The organism is Candidatus Acidulodesulfobacterium sp. H_13, assembly GCF_048541835.1.
GTDB lineage: Bacteria > SZUA-79 > SZUA-79 > Acidulodesulfobacterales > Acidulodesulfobacteraceae > QIJE01.
Map to the genome: position 1 here is coordinate 318,790 of NZ_JBLEOY010000001.1, position 20,720 is coordinate 339,509.

Sequence of the window (20,720 nt, forward strand, 5' to 3'; positions counted from 1 at the left end):
TCAGCCTGACGTAGCCGTTTTACCTAATTTCCTGTAAATCGTCTTTAATCCGACATTTAAATCTTTAGCCGTTTTAACCTTATCGTAATTATTCATCTTTAGGGTTGTTCGTATGATCAAATTTTCCGCGTCTTCAAGCGTTGCACCTACGGGTATTTTAATACAATCCTTTGAAAAAAGCCGCTCGGATTTTAAATCATGCCCTGTTTCTTCCACTTCGTTTTCTAAATATTTTTCTTTTAGGTAATTAGGCAGCAGGGATTCATCTATGGCATCTCCTCCTGTCACGGCAACCATATATTCAATTATATTTTTTAATTCTCTTACGTTTCCGGGATAACCGTATCTTAACAAAATATCTAATGTCCCTTTATTTATATCCATAATGTTTTTGTCGTTTTCTTTAGAAAAATCCTCTAAAAATCGCTTTATTAGGACAGGTATATCTTCCTTTCTCTCTCTAAGGGGTATGAGTTTTAAATTTATTACATTAAGCCGGTAATACAAATCCCGCCTAAACTCACCATTCGAAACTTTTTTTTCTATATCCTGAGAAGCGGCTATTACCCTTATATCCACCTTGATCGTTTTGTTCCCGCCTACTCTCTCCAATTCCTTCTCCTGCAAAACACGTAATATTTTAGATTGCGTTTTCATGGAAACTTCACCTATCTCGTCAAGAAAGATGGTTCCGCCGTCCGCTATCTCGAATCTCCCCTTATAAAGTGAGTCCGCTCCGGTATAAGCCCCTTTTTCGTGTCCAAAAAGCTCACTTTCTAAAATAGTTTCCGAAAGCGCAGCGCAATTTACTCTGATAAAAGGCTTATTTTTTCTCCGAGAATTATTGACTATAATATTTGCGAGCAATTCTTTACCTGTTCCAGACTCGCCTTCTATTAATACAGTAGAATTGGTATTTGAAACAGTAATTGCGGTATTGACGATATCTATCATCTTTTTTGACGAAGTTATTAGATTGCCGAAATTAAATCTTTCATCAAGCCTTGTTTTTAAAGTATTTAATTCGTCTATAAGGCTTTTGTTGGATATTATTCGTTTAATTATTAAGCTGAGTTCGTCAAGATTTACCGGTTTAGTTATATAATCGTATGCCCCAAGTTTTATCGCCTCTACGGCGGTTTTTACCGAGCTGAACCCCGTAACGACAACGACGTCCGTACTTTGAGCCTTGCCGTCCTTTTTTATGACTTTTAATAAATCCAACCCCGTGCCGTCCGGAAGTTTAAGATCTGTAATTACTATATCTATCTTATCCTTATCGCCTCTATCGCCGGCGTTTAAGCCTAAAATCTTAAAAGCGGATTTAAGGCGATCTGCCTCATAAACTTTATAGCCACTGAGTTTTATAAAATCGGCAAGACCAATGCGGGAGGCTTCATCGTCTTCAACTACTAATATTACTATGGACTTTTTATGCGTATCGCTCATTTTTAAACTTTTTGACTCTCCGTCCTCTATATTTTAAGACGATAATCGGTTTATTTGCTCGGTTTCGCTTCCCGTTGTGTTTTTTCTTTTAAGGAGAGCATTATAAATCCTTCATGATAACCGAAATCTTTGTACCTACTCCATTATGTGAATCTACATTTATATTAAATCCATGAGCGTCTATAATATTCTTTGTCAATGCAAGCCCAAGTCCTACTCCCGTTTTTTTAGTGGTAAAAAACGGCTCAAAAATCTTTCGCATGTATTTTTTATCTATACCTGCTCCATTATCCTCCACGACAAGAGAAATCTTATTTAAAATATAAGAGGAATAGACCGATACCTCTCCTTTTTTACTTTTGTAAGATTCGACGGCATTTAAAATTAAATTTTTAAAAACCTGAAGCATTAAATCTTTGTCCATCTTAATGTTAATATCTCTATCTACTGAAACGGAAAATATAATTCCCTTTGCGGAAACCCTTTTTTCAATCAATTTGTATGCCTCTTCCATTAGTTCCGAAAGGTTGACGTTTTCTAAATTTAAATCGTAATCCTTGGTAAACTTAAGTATGTTGTCCATTGTTTGGGCCAATCTCGCGGTTTCGCTTCCTATAACACTGCCGGTTTTTACGATACCGTCTTTATTCGACTCTATGTCTTTAACCTTCTCGATTAACACCCTCGAATTAATTAAGACCGAATTTATGTTACCCTTAATTTCATGAATAATAGTGGATGGTACTTCAAGGATGTTCTTTTCTACAGACCTTAATGCCAATTCGGTATTTTCCTGGCTTTCTATCAGTCTGTAAAAATAGACGAACATAAAGATTATAATGCCCGCAAATAATAACAACGCCGTAGTAAAAACAAAATAAAAGGAAACACCGTTCAGCCCGCCCGACATAGACGGATAAACAAGCCTTAGCCCCTTTTGGCCGCCAAAAAAAATCATATTAGACTGTTTAAGAGAATAGAGCGCGGAGGCTTTAGAATATAATGAACCGAAAGTATAAGCCGTATACGCGAAAAATCCCGCAGTAAGCACCGTCAAGACAATAACGAGACTTAATAAAAAAACCTTAAATTTTTTAGTTTTAGTCTTATACGTTATCATAAGTATATTTTATTAAACTTTTATTTAAAAATCAAGTCAAAGGAACAATATCTTTTTTGGATTTCAGTCTTCTTCTTAAGATAAGATTTGCGAGCTCTATGTCTTTTTTAATCCTTTCTTCAAGTTCTTTTATATTATTAAACTTTATTTCTTCTCTCAACCTTTCCGTAAAGAAAACCTCTATTTCCACATCATATATATTGCCGTTAAAATCAAATATATATGTCTCTATTCTTCTTATTTCTTCATTAAACGTAGGATTAGAACCTATATTTGTTATAGAATCATAAAATTTATCGCCTATTCTCACCTGTGTAACATACACCCCGTCTCTGGGGAACAACTCCTCCTCCGGAATAATATTGGCCGTAGGAAATCCAAGATGCTTACCCCTGCCGCTTCCCTTAACCACACGACCGTGAACCGAATAATGCCTTCCTAAAAATCTCTTTACCGCGCAGACCCTGCCGGATATCACCAATCTTCTTATGAGCGTGCTTGAAACTACCTCTCCGTCTATTACAACGGGTTCTACGACGACAAGTTCAAAACCGAGCTCCCCTGATAGTTTCTCTAATAGGGGTATGTTTCCCGACTTTTTAACACCGAAGCCGAAATCATGTCCTACTATAATTTTAACCGGATTCAATCTTTTTACTATAATATTTTTGATAAAATCTTCCGGCATCATTCCTGAAAACTCAGGTGTAAACGTGATATAAACTAAATAATCTATACCCGTTTCCTCTACTAATTCCGTCTTTTTTTCGAATGTAGTAATCAAATGGACATTAGTCTCCGGGTGAAGAACCTTTAGCGGATGAGGATAAAAAGTCAAAACTACCGAAACTGAATTCGATTCTAAAGAGGAATCTTTAGTGAGTTCCATTAATTTTCTGTGTCCCAGATGTATTCCGTCAAAACTGCCTATAGTAATTACCGAGTCTTTGAAGCTGCAACCTGCATCATTAATTTCCAATATTTCCAATGTTTTTATTATCCTCCTTGTTCTTGTCTGTTTTATTTAAACAATAAAATTAAAATATATAACAATCCCATAATCCATCCTGTTATCCCCATTATTGAAATGTATAAATGCGAAAATTCACTCCCTATGAATATGAGAACCCCCGAAGAAATTATAACGGAAGCAAGTAAAAGTCCGCCGGTAAGCCTTTTGCTCGACCTTTCCATTTCGCCTATCAATCCCTCTAATCCCTTATGTATAAAATCTATGGAGAATTTATCTTCCGACATTTTTTTAAGTATCTTATCCGCTCTTTTCGGAAGTACCTCAAAAAAATTCTTATAGCTTTTTAAGTTATCTATGAGCATCGCCTCAATATCTTTTGCTTTAGCTTTCGCTTTTTTATCCGCCGATATGGAATTAAAAAACTCAAGTCCCGAATCAGCAAAGGAAAAATTTGGATTAAGCATTTTTGCCACAGACTCTATGGGAAGCATAGCCTTAAACAGAAGAGAAAGCTCCGAGGGTATCGCTAATTTATGATTATGGCCTATTTTTAAGGTTTCTAAAAGAATCTCGGAACTATATATGTCCTTGAACGGTTTATTGTCTACGCTTTCTATGAATTCTATAAGTTCAAATTTGAATGCCTGTTCCTCCCTTTCGGTCAAATTTCCCATGCATATATCAATAAATAGAGAAGCGGCATCTTCATAATCGTCGTGAAAAAAATCAATAAAATACCTCAGAACTTTTTTTCGTAAATCTTTCGTAATTATCCCTACGGAGCCAAAATCAATTATCCCTATCTTGTTTTCATTGATAACCAATATATTGCCGGGATGAGGGTCGGCATTAAAATAACCTACTATAAATATCTGATTTAAAAAATGGTTTAAAAATATTTTAAGGATATTGTTTTTATCGAAACCTCTTTTAGACAATTCATTTACGTCGCTTATTTTGACTCCTTCTATAAAATCTTCCACCAATACGTTCGCAGAAGAATATTCCCAATAAACTTTGGCTATCTCGACCGTATCTTTATCTTGGTTAATTTTCCTTACTTTTTCCGTATTTCCGGCTTCACGTAAAAAATCCAGTTCCGATGTAATATTTTTGACGAATTCCTCTAGAAATTCCTCCGCGTTATCGATATAGAGCAATTCTTTGGCGGCATCTCCGGCGATACTAGAGATAAAGTATAAAACACCTATATCCTTTTTGATTATTTTATGTACGTCCTTTTTTTTAATCTTAACGGCAACTACGGTTCCGTCTTTTAAGACCGCCTTATGCACCTGCGCTATGGAAGCCGAAGCTACGGGTGTTTCTTCAAAGGACGTAAAAACCTTTTCAATATTTAAACCGGTTTCCGCCTTAAATATTTCTCTGATATCGTTTATTTTATTATAATCTATACGTGTACTATCCTGCAGCTTCCTTAGTTCGATGATATATTTCAAAGGTAGGTCGGCTATTTCTTCGGAAAATATTTGTCCAAGTTTTATAAAGGTCGGGCCAAGCTCTTCTAAGGCATATCTCAATCTTACTTCGGGAGGAACGTTCTGATAATTATCCACCGGATAGGCTGCCTTAAGATATTTTTTAAATATAAAAAATCTCGAAAGCCCCAAATTAGTTATGATTTGATAAAAACCATGCTTTGCAAGAATCGCCGAAACCTGCCTTATTCTCTGAATCGCCCTCACGAATCTAATAAAATCGCCTATTTTCATATCTAAATTAACCCTCAGTCTCTATTTGCACGCCGAGATATGCCTTTCCTGCTTCATTTCCGCTTTCTTGCAGACAAAAATCCCGTCTTATATTTTTTATGTTTATCGAACTCGATAAACCTCAGATCTACCTCTCTCTTTAACAGGTCGATTGAATAAACGCTGACTTCAACTTTATCTCCTATCTTAAATATCTTCCTACCATGTTTACCTTTAAGTATCTTTGTATTATCGTTATATTCATAATAATCGTCGGCTATGGTCGAAACATGCACGAAGCCCTGTATGAAAAATCCCTTAATATCTACAAAAAAACCAAAATTTACTACGTTGGTGATGAACCCGTCGTAAACTGCCTGTTCATTTTTTTTTAAAAACTGCATTTTCTTAAAATCGGAGTACTCCCTCTCGGCATCCGAAGAAAGTTTTTCCCGTCTGGAAATTATATTAGATACAACCCTTAAGTAGTCTAAATTCAACCATTCCGGAACATTTTTACCTTTGCCCGCGTCTCCATATCCACCACTTTCGGCTTTAAACGTTTTTTTATTGCCGTCGTCCCCGTAAAGCATAAAGGCAAGAATCCTGTGAATTAACAGGTCGGCATACCTCCTGATGGGAGACGTAAAATGAGTATAAGAGGTCAACGCAAGTCCAAAGTGATGAATATTAACCGGAGAGTATACGGCAATACGCATAGATCTCAAAAATGCCTGCTCTAAAAAAGAGGATAATGGGTTTTCTTTTAATTTATCAAGCATTTCTTGATAGTCGAGTGAATTTTCTAATGGACCGTATACAAAAGGCAGCTTAAAATATTTTAATATTTTTAAAAATTCTTTAACTTTTTCCTCATCCGGTCTTTCATGTACCCTATAAATCGAAGAAACTTTTTTCGCCTCAATAAATTCCGCTACGGCACAGTTTGCCGTTATCATAAAGTCCTCAATCAAATCATGGGCAAAATTTCTCGGCTCGGGGATAACGTTTAAAACCTCGTTGTTTTCGTTTAATTCTACCTTGCTTTTAATCGGATCGAAATATAGACTGCCGTTTTTAATCCTCTTCTTTCTTAAAATTTCTGCAAGTATTCTCATTTTTAACAGCATATCTTTTATCGGAAATAACTTTTTATCCAATTCATGAAATAGTCCGCTGTCTCCTTCATTCTCAGACTCTGTTCTATCCTCCGACATTGTTAAATAATTATATACCTCGTTATATGTCAATCTTCCGAACGTCTTTATTGCCCCCCTATATATCTTTTTTCTCTCTATTTTCCCGGATACGATATCTACATCCATTTCGCAAACCATAACAAATCTCTTTTTCTTGGGAAGAAGACTGCAAAGATCGTTGGATAATCCTTCGGGGAGCATAGGATAAACATGCCCCGGAAAATAAGTAGAATTACCTCTCTTGAAGGCTTCCTTGTCGATATAGCCTCCATATCCTACGAAATAAGAAACATCGGCTATTGCAACGTAAAGTTTTACCAAGCCCGCTTTTGTCGACGTTTCCACGCAAACGGCATCGTCAAAATCTTTCGCATCTTCACCGTCTATGGTTATAAAGGGTAGGCGCGTCAAATCGCGTCTGTTTCCACTCTTACCGCCTACGGTTTCTTCTTCCTCCAAATCTTCCGGAATTTCCGAGAGTTCTTCCATCACCTTTTCATCAAACGATTTATAAATATCATACTTATTTAAAATTATTTCTTCTTCCGTTCCCTGCGACTCGATACCGCCTAAAACCTTGTCGATCAAGACCGCTCTTGAGGATAAATCGCCTGTTTTCGGCAAAATGGCATTTACTATTACGCCGTTTTTTAACATATCCTTATATTTAAATCTATGCATATCAAAGTAAAAAATATCATAAAATTCAGGGGAAACGGGAGTTAAAATGGCTATATTTTTTTCAACTTTTACTACAGCTTTAAAACTTTTCAGGTTTCTTTTTACTATCCTTACGACCCTCCCCCTTCTGCCCGCAGAACCATTCTGCGACTTAGCAGATAACTTAGGCTTGCCGTTTGTTTTAACCCTTTTTCTATTCTTTTCTTTCAAATAGCGTGAACTGTCCGGTATGAGCTGTATAATTACGACATCATTCGGAATTGCACCGCCCAAATCGGAATCTCTCACGAAAATATCCCGACATCCTCCGGTATCGTCGCTTATAAATGCATAGCCCCGCTTTTTTGTAAACACGGTCCCGCGTATTAAGTTTAATTTTTGCGGATATATATATTTTTCACCTTTAGTAAGAAGCAGTTCACCGCTGCTTACCATAGAATCCAGCATTTTCTTAGCGGCAGGAAGCGCTCCGGGGGAAGCAATACTTAAGCCGTGTTTAATATCCATGAAAGATAGGGGGATATCAAACTTTTGGGAGAATAGATAAATAATATCTTCTTTAGTCACAGTTTTCATATATTTTCTATGTCAATCGTTTAATAAATATGATAGAATAAAAGCCCGAGTTTTTATAATGATAACATTAAGCGATTATTTTTTCATTATAAAATAAAAAATAGTTTTTCAAAAGGTTTAGGCCGGAATGGCGGAATTGGTAGACGCGCACGGTTCAGGGCCGTGTAAGATTAATCTTGTGGGGGTCCGACTCCCCCTTCCGGCACCAGACAAATAAAGGATATTAACGGAAAATCTAAATGGCGGAAAAATTATGGCAAAGATTAAAAAATATTTTTACTTGCTTCCCCTTATATTGTTCTTATTTGCATTAATAGATTCGGTAAACATTACCGGTAATAATTATTACAATACCTCCTATGCGGCGGGTACTATTGATAAATCCATTAAATCGGACGTCTCGTCTAAAATATTATTAGATTACACAAATGAAAAGATAAAAAAAAAATTCGAAGACGTTATTACGGAACACGAAATAATAAAAATACTGAACAAAAAAGGCATCAATAAATACTCCACTTTAAGTTTTCCCTTTTCTAAAAAAAACCAGAAACTTCATATATATTTCATTAAAATATTTCAACCCGACGGAAACGTCTACAACGTAAACTTAAACGGCTTAAAAACGGTTACCGCACCCTTTAACACGGAAGCACCTATTTTTTCTAATCAATTATTAAAAACAATCCGACTTCCGGAACTCACAGATGGTTCCGTCATCAATTATAAATTTAAGACTACTACCGTAAAACCGTATATGAAAGATAGTTTTTTTACGGAAGATTATTTCGGCGGATTATCCCCTTTAAAAAAATCCGTTTATAGATTGACTATACCCAGGGACGTTTATTACAAATACGTAGAATACGGATTTGATAAAAAACCAAGCATCACCGAAAACTCCGGAGGTACAACGCTTATCTGGCAAATATGGAATAGAAAAAAAATTATGCCGGAACAAATGGGACCGAGTGAATCCTTTATAGTTCCCCATATAACGGTATCGTCCATCAGATCCTGGGATAAAGTGGCTGTGTGGTATGCCGGACTTACAAGCGACATTATAAAACCGGGTAAAAATCTTAAGTATTTTATAAAAAAATTAATCCGTTCAAAAAAGACAAAATTACAAAAAACGAAGGTCATTTATAATTTTGTCGCTAAAAAGATAAGGTATGTCGGATATGAATTCGGGATAGACGGTTATAAACCCAGTAACGTTAATTCTGTTTTTAAAAATAGGTTTGGAGACTGTAAGGATCATGCAACGCTTTTTGCATCAATGTTAAGCATGATAGGCGTTAAGGCTTATCCTGTCCTTATCCCCACGACGGAAATTCCAGATATGAATCCCAAACTTCCGACACCGTTTGTTTTTGATCATGAAATAACGGCTATAAAGCTAAAAAACGGTAAATTTATGTTTGCGGACACTACCTCCAACGTCACGACGTTCGGCGACCTTCCGCCTATGGATCAGGGCAGAAACGTCTTGATTATAATAAACAGCAAGGGGATAATAGCAAAAACTCCGATTTTTCCGCCGAGAAAAAACAGAATAGACATGAAAGAATATGCCGCTCTCTCTTATAACGGCAGTATCAAGTCTAAAATTACCTTTGTTTATGCCGGAGCATACGACATGTATAAAAGATATCTTTACTCATCTGAATCTGCACAAAAAAAGAAAAACGGCATTTTAAAAAAAATCTTGAACATATCCCCCAATGCCAAACTAAGCGGATTTTCTTTTAAAAACGGCAACAGCCTTACAAAACCGTTCATAGAAAAGATTTCATTCTCCGCAAAAAAATATGCCGGTAAAAAAGGAAACATAATGCTTGTACGACTCCCGATAAGGACTATGACGACACTTGCTAAAGTAACTGCCCTCAATCACAGAAAATATTCGTTAAAATTCGGATATAATTTTTCCGAAAAAAATACAATATATTTAAAATTTCCAAAAAGCTATAAGCCTGTTTTTATTCCAAAAGATATAAACATCAAAAACATTGTCGGGTCATTTAAGACCTATTACGTCGTTAAAAACAATACTGTTGTTTTTAATTCATATTTTTCAACAAACGGTTACAAAATACCGCCTAAAAATTATCTTATGGTGAAGCGTTTGTTTAATAAAACGATAAAAACGTTAAGCCGACAGGTTTTAATATTTCACGACGACAGATTAACGACTAAACGTTAATTACTACTACCGACGGCAAAAATCTTTCTACTAAAAGTAAACGATTGATTTTTTATACGCTTATATAATATAATCCATAAATTCTATTTATTAAAAATAAACACTAAAATAAAATACGGAGGTCATTTTAATGAAAGTGAGCATAATAGGCGCTGGCAGGCTCGGGGCGACTCTTGCATATACCTTAACCCTTAAAGATATCGTTAGGGAGGTTACTCTTATAGATATAAACCGCAATTTATCAAGGGGTGAAATGCTTGATATCTCTCACGGAATATCGCTTACCGGTCATACGAGAGTTAGAACCGCCGAGTATGACTCCGTTAAAAACGCAGATATTATAGTTATAACCGCAGGAATCCCAAGAAAACCTGGGGAATCAAGGTTAGATTTAAATAAAAAGAACGTCCACATATTAAAGGATATAGTAAGCAATATTGTCAAATATAACAAAAGCGCAATTCTTTTCGTTGTATCAAACCCGGTGGACATAATGACTTACGTGGCATATAAGGTTTCCGGTTTTGAAAGAAAAAAAGTTTTCGGTATGGGAACAATGCTTGATACGACAAGGCTTCGCTCTGCCATAGGCTCTTATTTTAATTTGAATCCTAAGGATGTCGATATAATGTTTCTCGGAGAACACGGGGATAGCATGACCCCGGTTTTCTCTCTTGCAAGCATAAACAGTGTGCCTTTAAGCTCTATCCCGGGATACGACAAGAAAAAGCTTGAGGAAATGGCCGAGTACTATAAAACGTGTGCCGCCGAGGTAATTGCCTTAAAAGGCGGGACAATATTTGCTCCCGCAATAGTAATGGCAGAGATTGTTGAATCTATGGTTAAAGACAGGAGACAGATAATGCCGCTATCGGTTTATCTTGAGGACTATTACGGGATTAACGGAATTTACACCGGCGTTCCTGCAATTCTTTCAAAAGACGGAATAGAAGACGTAATAAAACTGCCTTTAAATAAAAAAGAAATAGAAGGGCTTAAGGACTCGGCATCCATAATACAAAACGCCATAAAGGACTTGAGAGATAGCGGCTTCATAGAGTAACCGCCGGATGAAACAACAATGCCGCGTGTATTATCGACCGTATGCTTATTATTTAAACCTGCTGCTCGTAATAGTACCTACGACGCCGCTTTTTTTTCCGGTTTTCTCTTCTATCAGCGAGGCGATACCGAATCTTCCCGTGTGCATCCGTAAATCGTAAATATTTAAATAAAGCGCGTAATCTCTCATAATACCGAGATTCTTTCTAAAAGAATTTTCTAAAGAAAAAATAGAGATATCAATCCGTCCGTCATTTACGGTTAACGACCTTACATATGACTTCCCAAATCTATGAAGCGACAGAAGATACAGTACATACGAAACATTTACCTGATTTTTATTTACGCTTTTAAAAAAAGTAAGATTGGTTTTGATTCTGTCTGATCTTGACATATCGTTCTTCAATTTATAACTTAGGTTATCCAAAACGATATTGTATTTTTTCGAATAATTAATGTAGGATAAATAGTATAGTGATATAAAAAACCATGTTGCGACAATCAAAAATACAAGCAAAACCATAACTAAAGGATTTATCCCGTTTCCGTTTCTCCTATCGTCATAACCAAAAATTTTCTGCAAATCGGAATGAAAATCCGATCCTTTAATTTCAGTCATATACATTACCTTTTTTTAGATAAAATCAAACTACGTAATTTATATCATAAAAAATTAATATTGTAAATTAAAGAATTAAATATCTTGAATTTTATACGGCTATGTTGTAAAATTTTAACTCACGGTTATTCATCAATCATTCTTGTAACTTGCCGAAGTGGCGGAACTGGTAGACGCACCGGACTCAAAATCCGGCGGGAGCAATCCCGTGGGGGTTCGACTCCCCCCCTCGGCACCATAAAAACAAGCCTTTACGTGCAGCATCTATCTACCTAATTTTTTTATAATTAAATATTAAATTTATTATGAAGATATTCTTTGACGGAAGGCTCATACATTATGCCGGCGTCGGCAGATATGAAAGAGAGCTTATTGCGGGGCTTTTGAAACTTAATCCCAAGATTGTCTTTTATATAACGGGTGATGAGGTAATAATTAAAAACTATATAAAAGAATTTAAGCTTAACGAAAAGAATTTCTACATAATAAATACGTCAATAAAAAAATATACTTTTAAAGAACAATTTTTGCTGATCAAAAACATAAAGAAATTTAAAAACGAGGTGAACGTCTTCTTTTTTCCTCATTTCAACATACCGTTTCTTTATGTGCCGAAAAACTCGGTAGCCGTTATCCACGACCTCACGTTTTTTCATTTTCCAGAATATTTCGGCAGAATCAAGACATTCTTTGCCCGCATTGTTTTAGAGGGCGTACTTAAAAAGGCAAATAAAATCATTACGATATCAAACTACGTCGAAAACGATATTATAGACATGTTCGGAAAAAGAAACGGCAGGATTATTAAATCAATAAAAGCATTAAACGCCTCGAACCTCCGAAAAAAGATTATCCCAATTTATCCGGGCTATTCCGCAAGATTTAAGCCGGCTTCACGGGAAGAAATCATTAAATTCAAGCGGAAAAAAAATCTATCCCGCTACATTCTTTACTGCGGAAATCGAAAAAAACATAAAAACCTTACAAATCTCATTCATGCTTTTAACGACCTAAAAAAAGAAAATGAATTTAACGACCTTAAACTCATCCTTATAGGCAAAAGGTTTACCGGAAGCAACAAGCCCGATTTTATAGATATATTTATTAAAAAATTTAATATTAAAGGCGTGGAATCTTTAAACTATGTAAGCGATGATGAGCTAAACCTTTATTACTCCGCCTCAAACGCATTCGTCTTCGTCTCCCTAAGCGAAGGGTTCGGATTTGCTCCGCTTGAAGCACTCGCATCCGGAGCACCGTCTTTAATCCTTGCCGACAACAGTGTCCTTCCTGAAATATTCAAAGACATGGCTTATTACGTAAATCCGTACGACATAGGCGAAATATCCGCTGCCGTTAAAAATGCGCTCAGGGATAACGGCGCAAATCACGACAAAGATAAAATAGACAGAATATTAAACGGCTACTCATACGAATTATTAGCAAAAAATATTTATAACGTACTATTAGACGTTTCCTCGTTATAATTTAGCCCTTAAATATTGTTTAGGCCACTCTATGTCCGTTCCTAGTTTTTGTGCGGCATGTAATGGCCAGTAAGGATCCCTGATTAGCTCCCTACCCATAACGACCATATCCGCTGTTCCGGAGCCAATTATAAAATCGGCAAATTCAGGCTCGGCAATAAGCCCGACACCGGAAACCGCTATATCCGCCTTCTCTCTGATCTCTTTTGCAAAACCCAACTGATAACCGGGGTAAACATCCATTTTTGCGTCCGGTGCAATTCCTCCCGATGAACAGTCTATTAAGGAAACTCCCGATTCTTTCAGTATTTTCGCTAAAATGACAGCCGATTTAACGTCAAAACCTCCCTCTATCCAGTCAACCACCGAAATTCTGACAAAAATGGGCTTATTTCTCGACCGGTTTCCTCTTTTCACGGCATCTATTACTTCAAGCAAAAACCTTGCCCTGTTCTCGAGAGTTCCTCCATATTTATCTTTTCTCCTATTAGAAATAGGAGATAAAAATTCGTTTATCAGATACCCGTGAGCGGCATGTATTTCTATGACATCAAATCCGGCTTTATCGGCATTTATAGCCCCGACTGCAAAATCTTTTATCACCTTTTCAATGTCGCCGTTATCCATTTCCTTAGGAACGGGATAACCGACATCAAACGGAATAGGGCTCGGACCAAGCGTCTGCCATGCCCCCTCCTCCCGTTTTAATGGTTCTTCCCCTAACCATGGAAGGTTGACGGAAGCCTTCCTTCCCGCGTGCGCTAATTGAATACCCATCGCAGAACCGCATGATTTGCAAAATTCTACTATAGGCTTAAATGCCTCAACATGTTTTTCATTCCACATTCCGGCGTCGTAAGGGCTTATTCTTCCCTCCGGGCTTACTCCCGTCGCCTCCACAATAATTAAACCTACTCCTCCGACTGCGCGAGCGCCCAGATGCGCCATATGAAATGCACCTACGACACCATCCTTGGCCGAATACATACACATCGGGGCCATCATTATTCTGTTTTTGATCTTAACCCCGCCTACCTCTAACGGCTCAAAAAGTCTTCTCATCCCAAACCCCCTTTTCTATATTTCTTATCGACCGTTCGCTCATTTAAAAGCCTTTTGCTAATATCATTATTATATCATGATATTATGATTACGGCTTGAACACGTAAAATAAACCGATAAAAAAAAGTAAAACTATCAGTGTGTATTTTAGCCATTTTTCATTTAAACGACCGGAAATTTTCGGACCCAATACGGAACCCAATATGATCCCGGCAATCTCCACCAAAAGAACCGGGACTATAATATGAACTCCCATCCTGACATAATTAGATACGCTTACGATAGACGCAATCAATACCACTAATATGCTTGTGCCTGCCGCTAAGAAAGCCGGAAGCCCGTTTATATCGGTCAAAAACGGAACGATTAAAAACCCCCCGCCTACACCGAAAATGGATGATACTATCGCGATTAAAAAACCGGCAATAAATAAAATAGGCGGACTAAACGAGTGTTCCTCTGACATAAATTTAAAATTGATCTTTTTAAAAGAGAATTTGCCTATATAGGTGACATCCGACATATCCTGATTCTTACTACCCTCAACGTTGCCTTTTTTGGATTTTTTAATCCTTTGTTTCACAATCTTATATATCATTAACGCCGTCACTATGAACGTTAAATAACCGAAGAGATATTTAAACGATTTAAGTTCGAAAAGATAATTTTTTGAAAGCCACGAGCCAAAAATAGCCCCCATTATGGCTCCGAAAGCCATCGTAAAGCCCACATAAAACAAAACCTTTTTTAAACTCTGAATCCTTTTCTGTCTGAAATAAACCGGAAGAGCGATCAATGGCGAGATAATGACCAAAATCTGACTCATCACTTTTACCGAATTTGCGACCGGAATATTCAAGACCGTTATGAATCCGAAACTTGCAAGTATTCCGCCGGCGGCACCTATAGAAGAAAATATGAACCCGGTGAATACCGCCCACAAAAAGGCCACTAAATAATAGATTACTATGTGCATAAGCGTTCCTCCTCTATTTGTAAGTTTTTATCGTTATATGGAAATTTATACGAAAAATAAAATACTTCAGGAGAAAAAACCGAATATTTAAAAACAAAATCAACGGAAAACAATAAAAAAAATGAAATAATACGGATATGTAAATAATTAACAAGCAGTGATAAAGAAGGTAATAAATATGATAGGAAAAAACCGACCCGGGTTTTTATATAAAATCTTCATCCGCAATCCATGCGATATCAACCCTCAACTAATGTTTATATTAAGAACTAAAACCTTATATTATCATAAGACATCTAATTATAAAATGCAACCGATTACATAAAAATGCCCGCCTTTAAGCGGGCATTTCAGGAGGTGATGGATAAAAACCTTATATCAAAATTAAAATGCTATTCTAACCTGAACCAATATTGCATTGGTATCTCCCATCCACTGACCATAGTTTATATACATAGGGGATGTAGACGGCAGATCCCTGTAATCCTTTGCATTGAGGAACCGGTAGTTCTGTTCGTCTATCGCAAAGGTTATATGCTTATTAAAATGATATCCTATGCCCGCTACGACCCTCTGAAAATCATAAGGATTTCCATATTTGAAATTGGCTGAATCCGTCTGCGGAGTTGAATAATAATACCTCTGTATAAGACCAAAAAGACCGAATTTACTATTAGGGATATTATAATAACCGAATGCGTCCAAGCCATGTTCGGTATTATGGGGTGAAGTACCGAGTTTACTCGGATTAAACGGGAGCGAAGCACCTGACAGATTACACCCGTACACGCCGGGAGACGAAGTATTTGCTCCTATTCCGCACCAGCTTCCCTTTGAATTATTGATGTTGCCGAAACCTCCCAATTGGTTAATGGCGTAATCATACTGTAATACGATTACAGAGTCGGGTGTTTTATAATGAAGTATTGCCGCCGCTCTCGCCGTAGGATGATTTTCTCCTGCCGGGAAAAACGTATTTTGTTGTGCCCATGCGTAATAACCGCTTATCCCGATACCATTAAGCTTAGAATCGGCGCCGAAAGGATAAATGTCCAATCTTATTTGCGGCGATTTCTGTTCCGCTTCCTCATTATTATGCCATCCGCCGCTATTAAAAAATCCGGCATTATATGCCATATAAACCCTTCCATCCGTTTTGTACCTTCCGGTAATACTTATACCGGGCTGCGTAGAAGTAACACCCAGAAAGCCATAAGGCGTTCTTTCCGTAAAATGGTAGCCGAGAAGGCCATCTTCCCATGCAATCAGCGGGGTCGTGGTCTGTCCGACTTTTAAATTCATGGTTAACCCGTTTGCATCATAAATTTTGTTAAATTGTAGATAGGCATACTTTAAACGTATAAACGCACTGCCGTCCTGCCCTCTGTGGATATTAGGCGTAACCCTTAAGAACCATTTCTTGTTTTTTCTAAAGACAAAATTTATATAACCCCTGTTTACGTTAAAAGCATTATAGTTGTTATTGCCCGGTCCGGGACGATTTTCTTCAAGCTGTAAATCCTGCGAAAAGCCGGTATTATTATAATATCCATAACCGATCCAAATCGTCGTTCCGAGCTTTACGTGCTTTGTCCATGCAGGAACCGCGTTTGATACCGCCTTTTTAATGCCGAATAACTTCTTGGTTATGTGTTTACTCAGCTTGCTCCTTCCGCTTCCGGGCTTTAAAAACACCTCTCCCGTTATAGGGTTTTCGTAAAGACTTAGGCTGTTTCCGTTATTTGAACCGGCATGAGCCGTATTAATCGCGCCGCCGATAAAAACAGACGCCACAACGAGAGTAATTACCGCAACAAAGACGGCTGTTTGTCGCGCATACGGCAATATGCCCGAATCTTGTTTTTTAGAACTGAAAAACCCTCCCATACTCATAATCTCCTCCTTTTAAAAATTTAATTGATTTAGTTTATCTCTTCTAATTTTTCTTTTTACCCGATTCTTATGTCTTACACATATAATTTTAACAAACAAATATTACATATTCGTTACATTTATGTTAAGTTTTTGTTAAATTGTTTCGATTTTGTTTCCGCATGCCGAAAATAAGCGGACCAATGCTTGGAGAACCCCGTCATTAAGGGATAATATAAAACTAAATTACATCGCAAGACTTAAGCAAACGAGAAGATATTGACACGAACTTATTTAATACATATAATAATCGACGTATCCATATATATAAAATTAAAGTTTGATAATTAACTGGAGGCAATTATGACATTAAATTTAGGCATTTCAAGAACCGTTAAATTAGATTTTGACGATGCGGTAGTAAGAGTCAAAGAAGTCTTTAAGGAAAACGGATTTGGGGCAGTAACGGAAATGGATGTTAAAAAAATTCTTAAGGAAAAAATAGGCGCTGACTTTAAAAAATACACCATTTTGGGAATGTGTAACCCCAAAATTGCAATGGAGGCCATAGGCGTAAGCGACGATATAGGATTATTGCTTCCATGTAACGTATGCGTTTATGAAAACAAGGATGGAGAAACCGTAGTCAGCGCTATAAACCCAGAGACTCTTTTAGGATTAGTCGACATTAAAGAAATGAACGAAAAGGCATCTATCGTAAAAGAAAAGATAATAAAATCGATAGATAATATTTAAATTAAAATACCATGCCTTATAAATTCATAAATAAAACAATGAATAAATTATAAGGTTAATTTTGCAAGTATATTTATGACATTATATATGCCGAGCGAACATGCATACCTTGGATCCGTTCGATCTGTCTTTTTCCGTGCCGTATCATATACCATTATGTAAACGGCACGCACTCAAACCATAGTAACGCTATGAATTATCTTAATTTTCCAATATGAATATATTATGCAATGTCAAAAAGAACCTATCCGAAAATAAATCGATAAAAGCACTCGGTATCGTGTTCGGCGATATAGGGACAAGCCCCATATATACGATTGCCGTCATTTTTGCATATCTAAAAGTTACAAACGAAAACGTGCTTGGCGTAGTATCCCTTATAATATGGACTATAACGCTTTTAGTTACCGTTCAGTATGTCTGGTTTGCCATGGGTATAAGCGAAAGAAATGAGGGCGGCACTATAATCCTTAAAAATATCATACAAAAATATGCAAAATCGGCAAGAGAAATTACCTTTATAACCATTATATCGTATATAGCCCTTTCTCTTTTAATAGGTGACTCCGTTATCACGCCCGCCATAAGTATTTTGAGTGCCGTTGAGGGTATTAGCCTTATACCTTTTTTTCAAAACGTAACTACCGATACGATTATTTTAATTTCGGTTGCCATTACGATAATCTTATTTTGGTATCAGCATAAGGGAACAGAAAAAATAGCAAAAATATTCAGTCCGATAATGCTTTTATGGTTCATAACCATAGGCATTTCAGGCTTATTTTCACTGATTTATGCGCCGGAAATCTTATTAAAGGTTATTAATCCCGCCTATGCCTTGAGATTCGTATTCGACAGTAACATCCCTGTAAGCCGTTTAATGACACACGACATCATTTCCCTATTCGTATTATCAGACGTGATCCTTTCGGCAACGGGAGGTGAAGCCCTATATGCAGATATGGGGCATATAGGCAGAGAACCCATTACTAAAGCATGGGTATTCGTATTTATTATGCTTGTTTTAAATTATATGGGACAAGGCGCTTTTCTGCTTATGCACAAGACAGAAACAAACACGTTTTTTCAGATGCTTTACTCACAATCGCACTTTTTTTACATTCCGGTTCTTGTTTTAAGTATTATGGCAACCATAATAGCCTCACAGGCCGTTATAAGCGGCATATTTTCCGTAGTTTATCAGCTTATAAATAACAGGATAGTTCCGCTTTTAAGAATAGATTACAAGTCCAGCGAAATACAATCTCAAATATACATAAGTTTTGCAAATTGGTTTCTGTTTTTAAGCGTTTTGACAGCAATAATAATTTTCAGAACATCCAATAATCTCGCTATGGCTTACGGACTCGCAGTCAGCGGCACTATGGCTTTCACCGGTATTCTAATAAATATTCATTTTTATCACAAAAAGAAATTTATTATGCTATTCGTCTCGCTCGTTACGACATTTGCGGATATCATGTTTTTAACTTCAAATCTATTATACAAAACATTCCAAGGGGGGTATTTCGCGCTAATAATAGCTACGTTGCCGTTTGTCACTATAATGATATATACTGAAGGACAAAAAAGACTGCACAATATATATAAAATGACGGATTTAAACATATTTTTAAAAGAATATAATGACCGCTATAAAAATTCCGCCAAATTAAAAGGCACTTCTCTGTTCTTTGCAAGCCTATCCGATAAGGTATCTCCGTATATAGTCAAAACAATGATGGATAATAATATAATATACGAAAAAAATATTTTAGTATCGATAGAAAGAACTGCAAAACCTTACGGGACGGACAGTTTATTCAAAAGCGACATAGGCGTGGGACTCAGTCATCTTACGATAAGGGCGGGGTATTCCGAAGTCGTAGACGTAGAGGCTATGCTAAATAAATACAATATCGATGAAACCGTTATATTTTACGGCTTTGAAGAAATAGTCAGCAATAACGTATTCTGGAAAATATTTGCGCTGATCAAAAAATTATCCCCATCGTTCGTAAGGTTTTACAAATTGCCGGCAGAAAAGGTACACGGCGTAATGGTAAGAATAAAGATGTAATTTGTCTATACATTTTTATATTTATAATGCCTATAAATTAAAATCGTTACGGAAGCTATTATCGCAAGCATGCTCAGCATCTGTGAAATTCTTATGCTGTTTCCAAGCCATAAACTATCTATGCGTGTTCCCTCCGTAAAAAATCTGGTCGCCCCGTACCATATTGCATAACCTATGAGTATCTTACCCGCAACTTTAGGTTTTTTCCTTGAAAGCCACATCAAAAATATAAACCCGAAAAAATCAGGAACGGATTCAAAGAAAAAGGATGGTTCAAAGTGTGAATACATAGTCAAGTTTTTAGGGTAGGCAGCCTGAAAGAGATATCCCCACACACCAACTATTAAATGTTTCGGGGTATAAGCATTGACCGGACGCAGCGCCTTCGCAATAGGAATTCCCCATTTAACGGGGTAACCGAATGCCTGTTGGTCTATAAAATTTCCCCATCTGCCTATTGCCTGACCGAGAAGAAGACTCGGGGCCAGCATGTCTATATAAAGCCATATATTTAGCTTTTTTATCCGCGTATACAAAAAAAGGGTTAAAAGCCCGCCAATTTCTCCTCCGTATATCGCAATTCCTCCCTGCCATATATAAAAAATGCTTATCGGGTTATCGGCGTAATACCCCCATGCAAACACTACGTAATAAATACGGGCAAATATGATCGATACTGGTATCGCAAAAACCATAATATTAATTATATTTTCAGGGTCTTCGCCCCATGATTTTGCCCTAAAATACGCTATAGCGATACCGATAATGAAACTGGCACCTATTAATATGCCGTACCAATGTACCGGAACGTTACCCAAAAATATTACAGGGTTTGGCGCATACCAGTTGTTAAAATTGAACATTGTCTGCTCCCTCTATTTTATATT

15 protein-coding genes and 2 tRNA genes are annotated in these 20,720 nt (G+C 36.8%); 7 read left to right on the forward strand and 10 right to left on the reverse strand.

Annotated features, from left to right (window positions below; genetic code table 11):
* The 5 genes from ACMCNP_RS01605 to ACMCNP_RS01625 form a co-directional block, all read right to left on the reverse strand.
* On the reverse strand, positions 1 to 1,449 hold the full coding sequence (locus ACMCNP_RS01605) for a sigma-54-dependent transcriptional regulator (protein ID WP_419312912.1): 1,449 nt from the start codon (positions 1,447 to 1,449) through the stop codon (positions 1 to 3).
* Positions 1,450 to 1,549: 100 nt separating this feature from the next.
* Positions 1,550 to 2,569 (reverse strand): sensor histidine kinase, encoded by a 1,020-nt coding sequence (locus ACMCNP_RS01610; RefSeq protein ID WP_419312915.1) that lies wholly within the window; start codon positions 2,567 to 2,569, stop codon positions 1,550 to 1,552.
* A gap of 31 nt (positions 2,570 to 2,600) precedes the next feature.
* The gene (locus ACMCNP_RS01615; protein ID WP_419312918.1) at positions 2,601 to 3,557 is read right to left on the reverse strand and encodes a bifunctional riboflavin kinase/FAD synthetase; all 957 of its coding nucleotides are present in this window, start codon (positions 3,555 to 3,557) and stop codon (positions 2,601 to 2,603) included.
* Positions 3,558 to 3,589: 32 nt separating this feature from the next.
* Positions 3,590 to 5,275, reverse strand: coding sequence for an ABC1 kinase family protein (locus ACMCNP_RS01620; RefSeq protein WP_419312921.1), 1,686 nt, complete (start codon positions 5,273 to 5,275; stop codon positions 3,590 to 3,592).
* A 53-nt stretch (positions 5,276 to 5,328) separates the two neighbouring features.
* Positions 5,329 to 7,710, reverse strand: coding sequence for a ribonuclease R family protein (locus ACMCNP_RS01625; RefSeq protein WP_419312923.1), 2,382 nt, complete (start codon positions 7,708 to 7,710; stop codon positions 5,329 to 5,331).
* 121 nt (positions 7,711 to 7,831) lie between these two features.
* On the opposite strand from ACMCNP_RS01625, the gene ACMCNP_RS01630 reads away from it, so the two are divergent.
* The 3 genes from ACMCNP_RS01630 (at position 7,832) to ACMCNP_RS01640 (ending at position 10,982) form a co-directional block, all read left to right on the forward strand.
* Positions 7,832 to 7,918: transfer RNA gene (locus ACMCNP_RS01630), tRNA-Leu, on the forward strand.
* Between the two features lie 45 nt (positions 7,919 to 7,963).
* Positions 7,964 to 9,919 carry a DUF3857 domain-containing transglutaminase family protein gene (locus ACMCNP_RS01635; RefSeq protein WP_419312926.1) on the forward strand — a complete coding sequence of 652 codons (1,956 nt, stop codon included), beginning with the start codon at positions 7,964 to 7,966 and terminating at the stop codon, positions 9,917 to 9,919.
* Positions 9,920 to 10,049: 130 nt separating this feature from the next.
* A complete protein-coding gene (locus tag ACMCNP_RS01640) occupies positions 10,050 to 10,982 on the forward strand; it encodes an L-lactate dehydrogenase (protein ID WP_419312929.1) in 933 nt (310 codons plus the stop codon).
* A gap of 48 nt (positions 10,983 to 11,030) precedes the next feature.
* On the opposite strand, the gene ACMCNP_RS01645 is transcribed toward ACMCNP_RS01640, so the two are convergent.
* Positions 11,031 to 11,600: a hypothetical protein gene (locus ACMCNP_RS01645; RefSeq protein WP_419312932.1), complete on the reverse strand. Its 570-nt coding sequence runs from the start codon at positions 11,598 to 11,600 to the stop codon at positions 11,031 to 11,033.
* Positions 11,601 to 11,751: 151 nt separating this feature from the next.
* Here ACMCNP_RS01645 and ACMCNP_RS01650 point away from each other — a divergent pair.
* Positions 11,752 to 11,838: transfer RNA gene (locus tag ACMCNP_RS01650), tRNA-Leu, on the forward strand.
* A 67-nt stretch (positions 11,839 to 11,905) separates the two neighbouring features.
* A complete protein-coding gene (locus tag ACMCNP_RS01655; RefSeq protein WP_419312935.1) occupies positions 11,906 to 13,087 on the forward strand; it encodes a glycosyltransferase family 4 protein in 1,182 nt (393 codons plus the stop codon).
* On the opposite strand, the gene ACMCNP_RS01660 is transcribed toward ACMCNP_RS01655, so the two are convergent.
* From ACMCNP_RS01660 to ACMCNP_RS01670, 3 genes are all read right to left on the reverse strand, one after another.
* On the reverse strand, positions 13,082 to 14,149 hold the full coding sequence (locus tag ACMCNP_RS01660; protein WP_419312938.1) for an NADH:flavin oxidoreductase/NADH oxidase: 1,068 nt from the start codon (positions 14,147 to 14,149) through the stop codon (positions 13,082 to 13,084). The two genes, ACMCNP_RS01655 and ACMCNP_RS01660, sit on opposite strands and share 6 nt — an antisense overlap.
* 88 nt (positions 14,150 to 14,237) lie before the next feature.
* Positions 14,238 to 15,125, reverse strand: a complete 888-nt coding sequence (locus tag ACMCNP_RS01665) for a sulfite exporter TauE/SafE family protein (RefSeq protein WP_419312940.1) — start codon at positions 15,123 to 15,125, stop codon at positions 14,238 to 14,240.
* 384 nt (positions 15,126 to 15,509) lie between these two features.
* Complete coding sequence (locus ACMCNP_RS01670) at positions 15,510 to 17,018, reverse strand: hypothetical protein (protein WP_419312943.1); 1,509 nt, start codon at positions 17,016 to 17,018, stop codon at positions 15,510 to 15,512.
* Between the two features lie 342 nt (positions 17,019 to 17,360).
* Between ACMCNP_RS01670 and ACMCNP_RS01675 the strand changes: the two genes are divergently transcribed.
* Both ACMCNP_RS01675 and ACMCNP_RS01680 read left to right on the forward strand, forming a co-directional pair.
* Entirely contained in the window at positions 17,361 to 17,753 is a 393-nt protein-coding gene (locus ACMCNP_RS01675; RefSeq protein WP_419312945.1) for a DUF302 domain-containing protein, read from the forward strand.
* A 214-nt stretch (positions 17,754 to 17,967) separates the two neighbouring features.
* Positions 17,968 to 19,833, forward strand: a complete 1,866-nt coding sequence (locus ACMCNP_RS01680) for a KUP/HAK/KT family potassium transporter (RefSeq protein WP_419312948.1) — start codon at positions 17,968 to 17,970, stop codon at positions 19,831 to 19,833.
* 5 nt (positions 19,834 to 19,838) lie between these two features.
* Here the strand turns inward: ACMCNP_RS01680 and lgt are convergent, their stop codons facing one another.
* On the reverse strand, positions 19,839 to 20,696 hold the full coding sequence (gene lgt, locus ACMCNP_RS01685) for a prolipoprotein diacylglyceryl transferase (protein WP_419312951.1): 858 nt from the start codon (positions 20,694 to 20,696) through the stop codon (positions 19,839 to 19,841).
* Positions 20,697 to 20,720 lie beyond the last annotated feature (24 nt).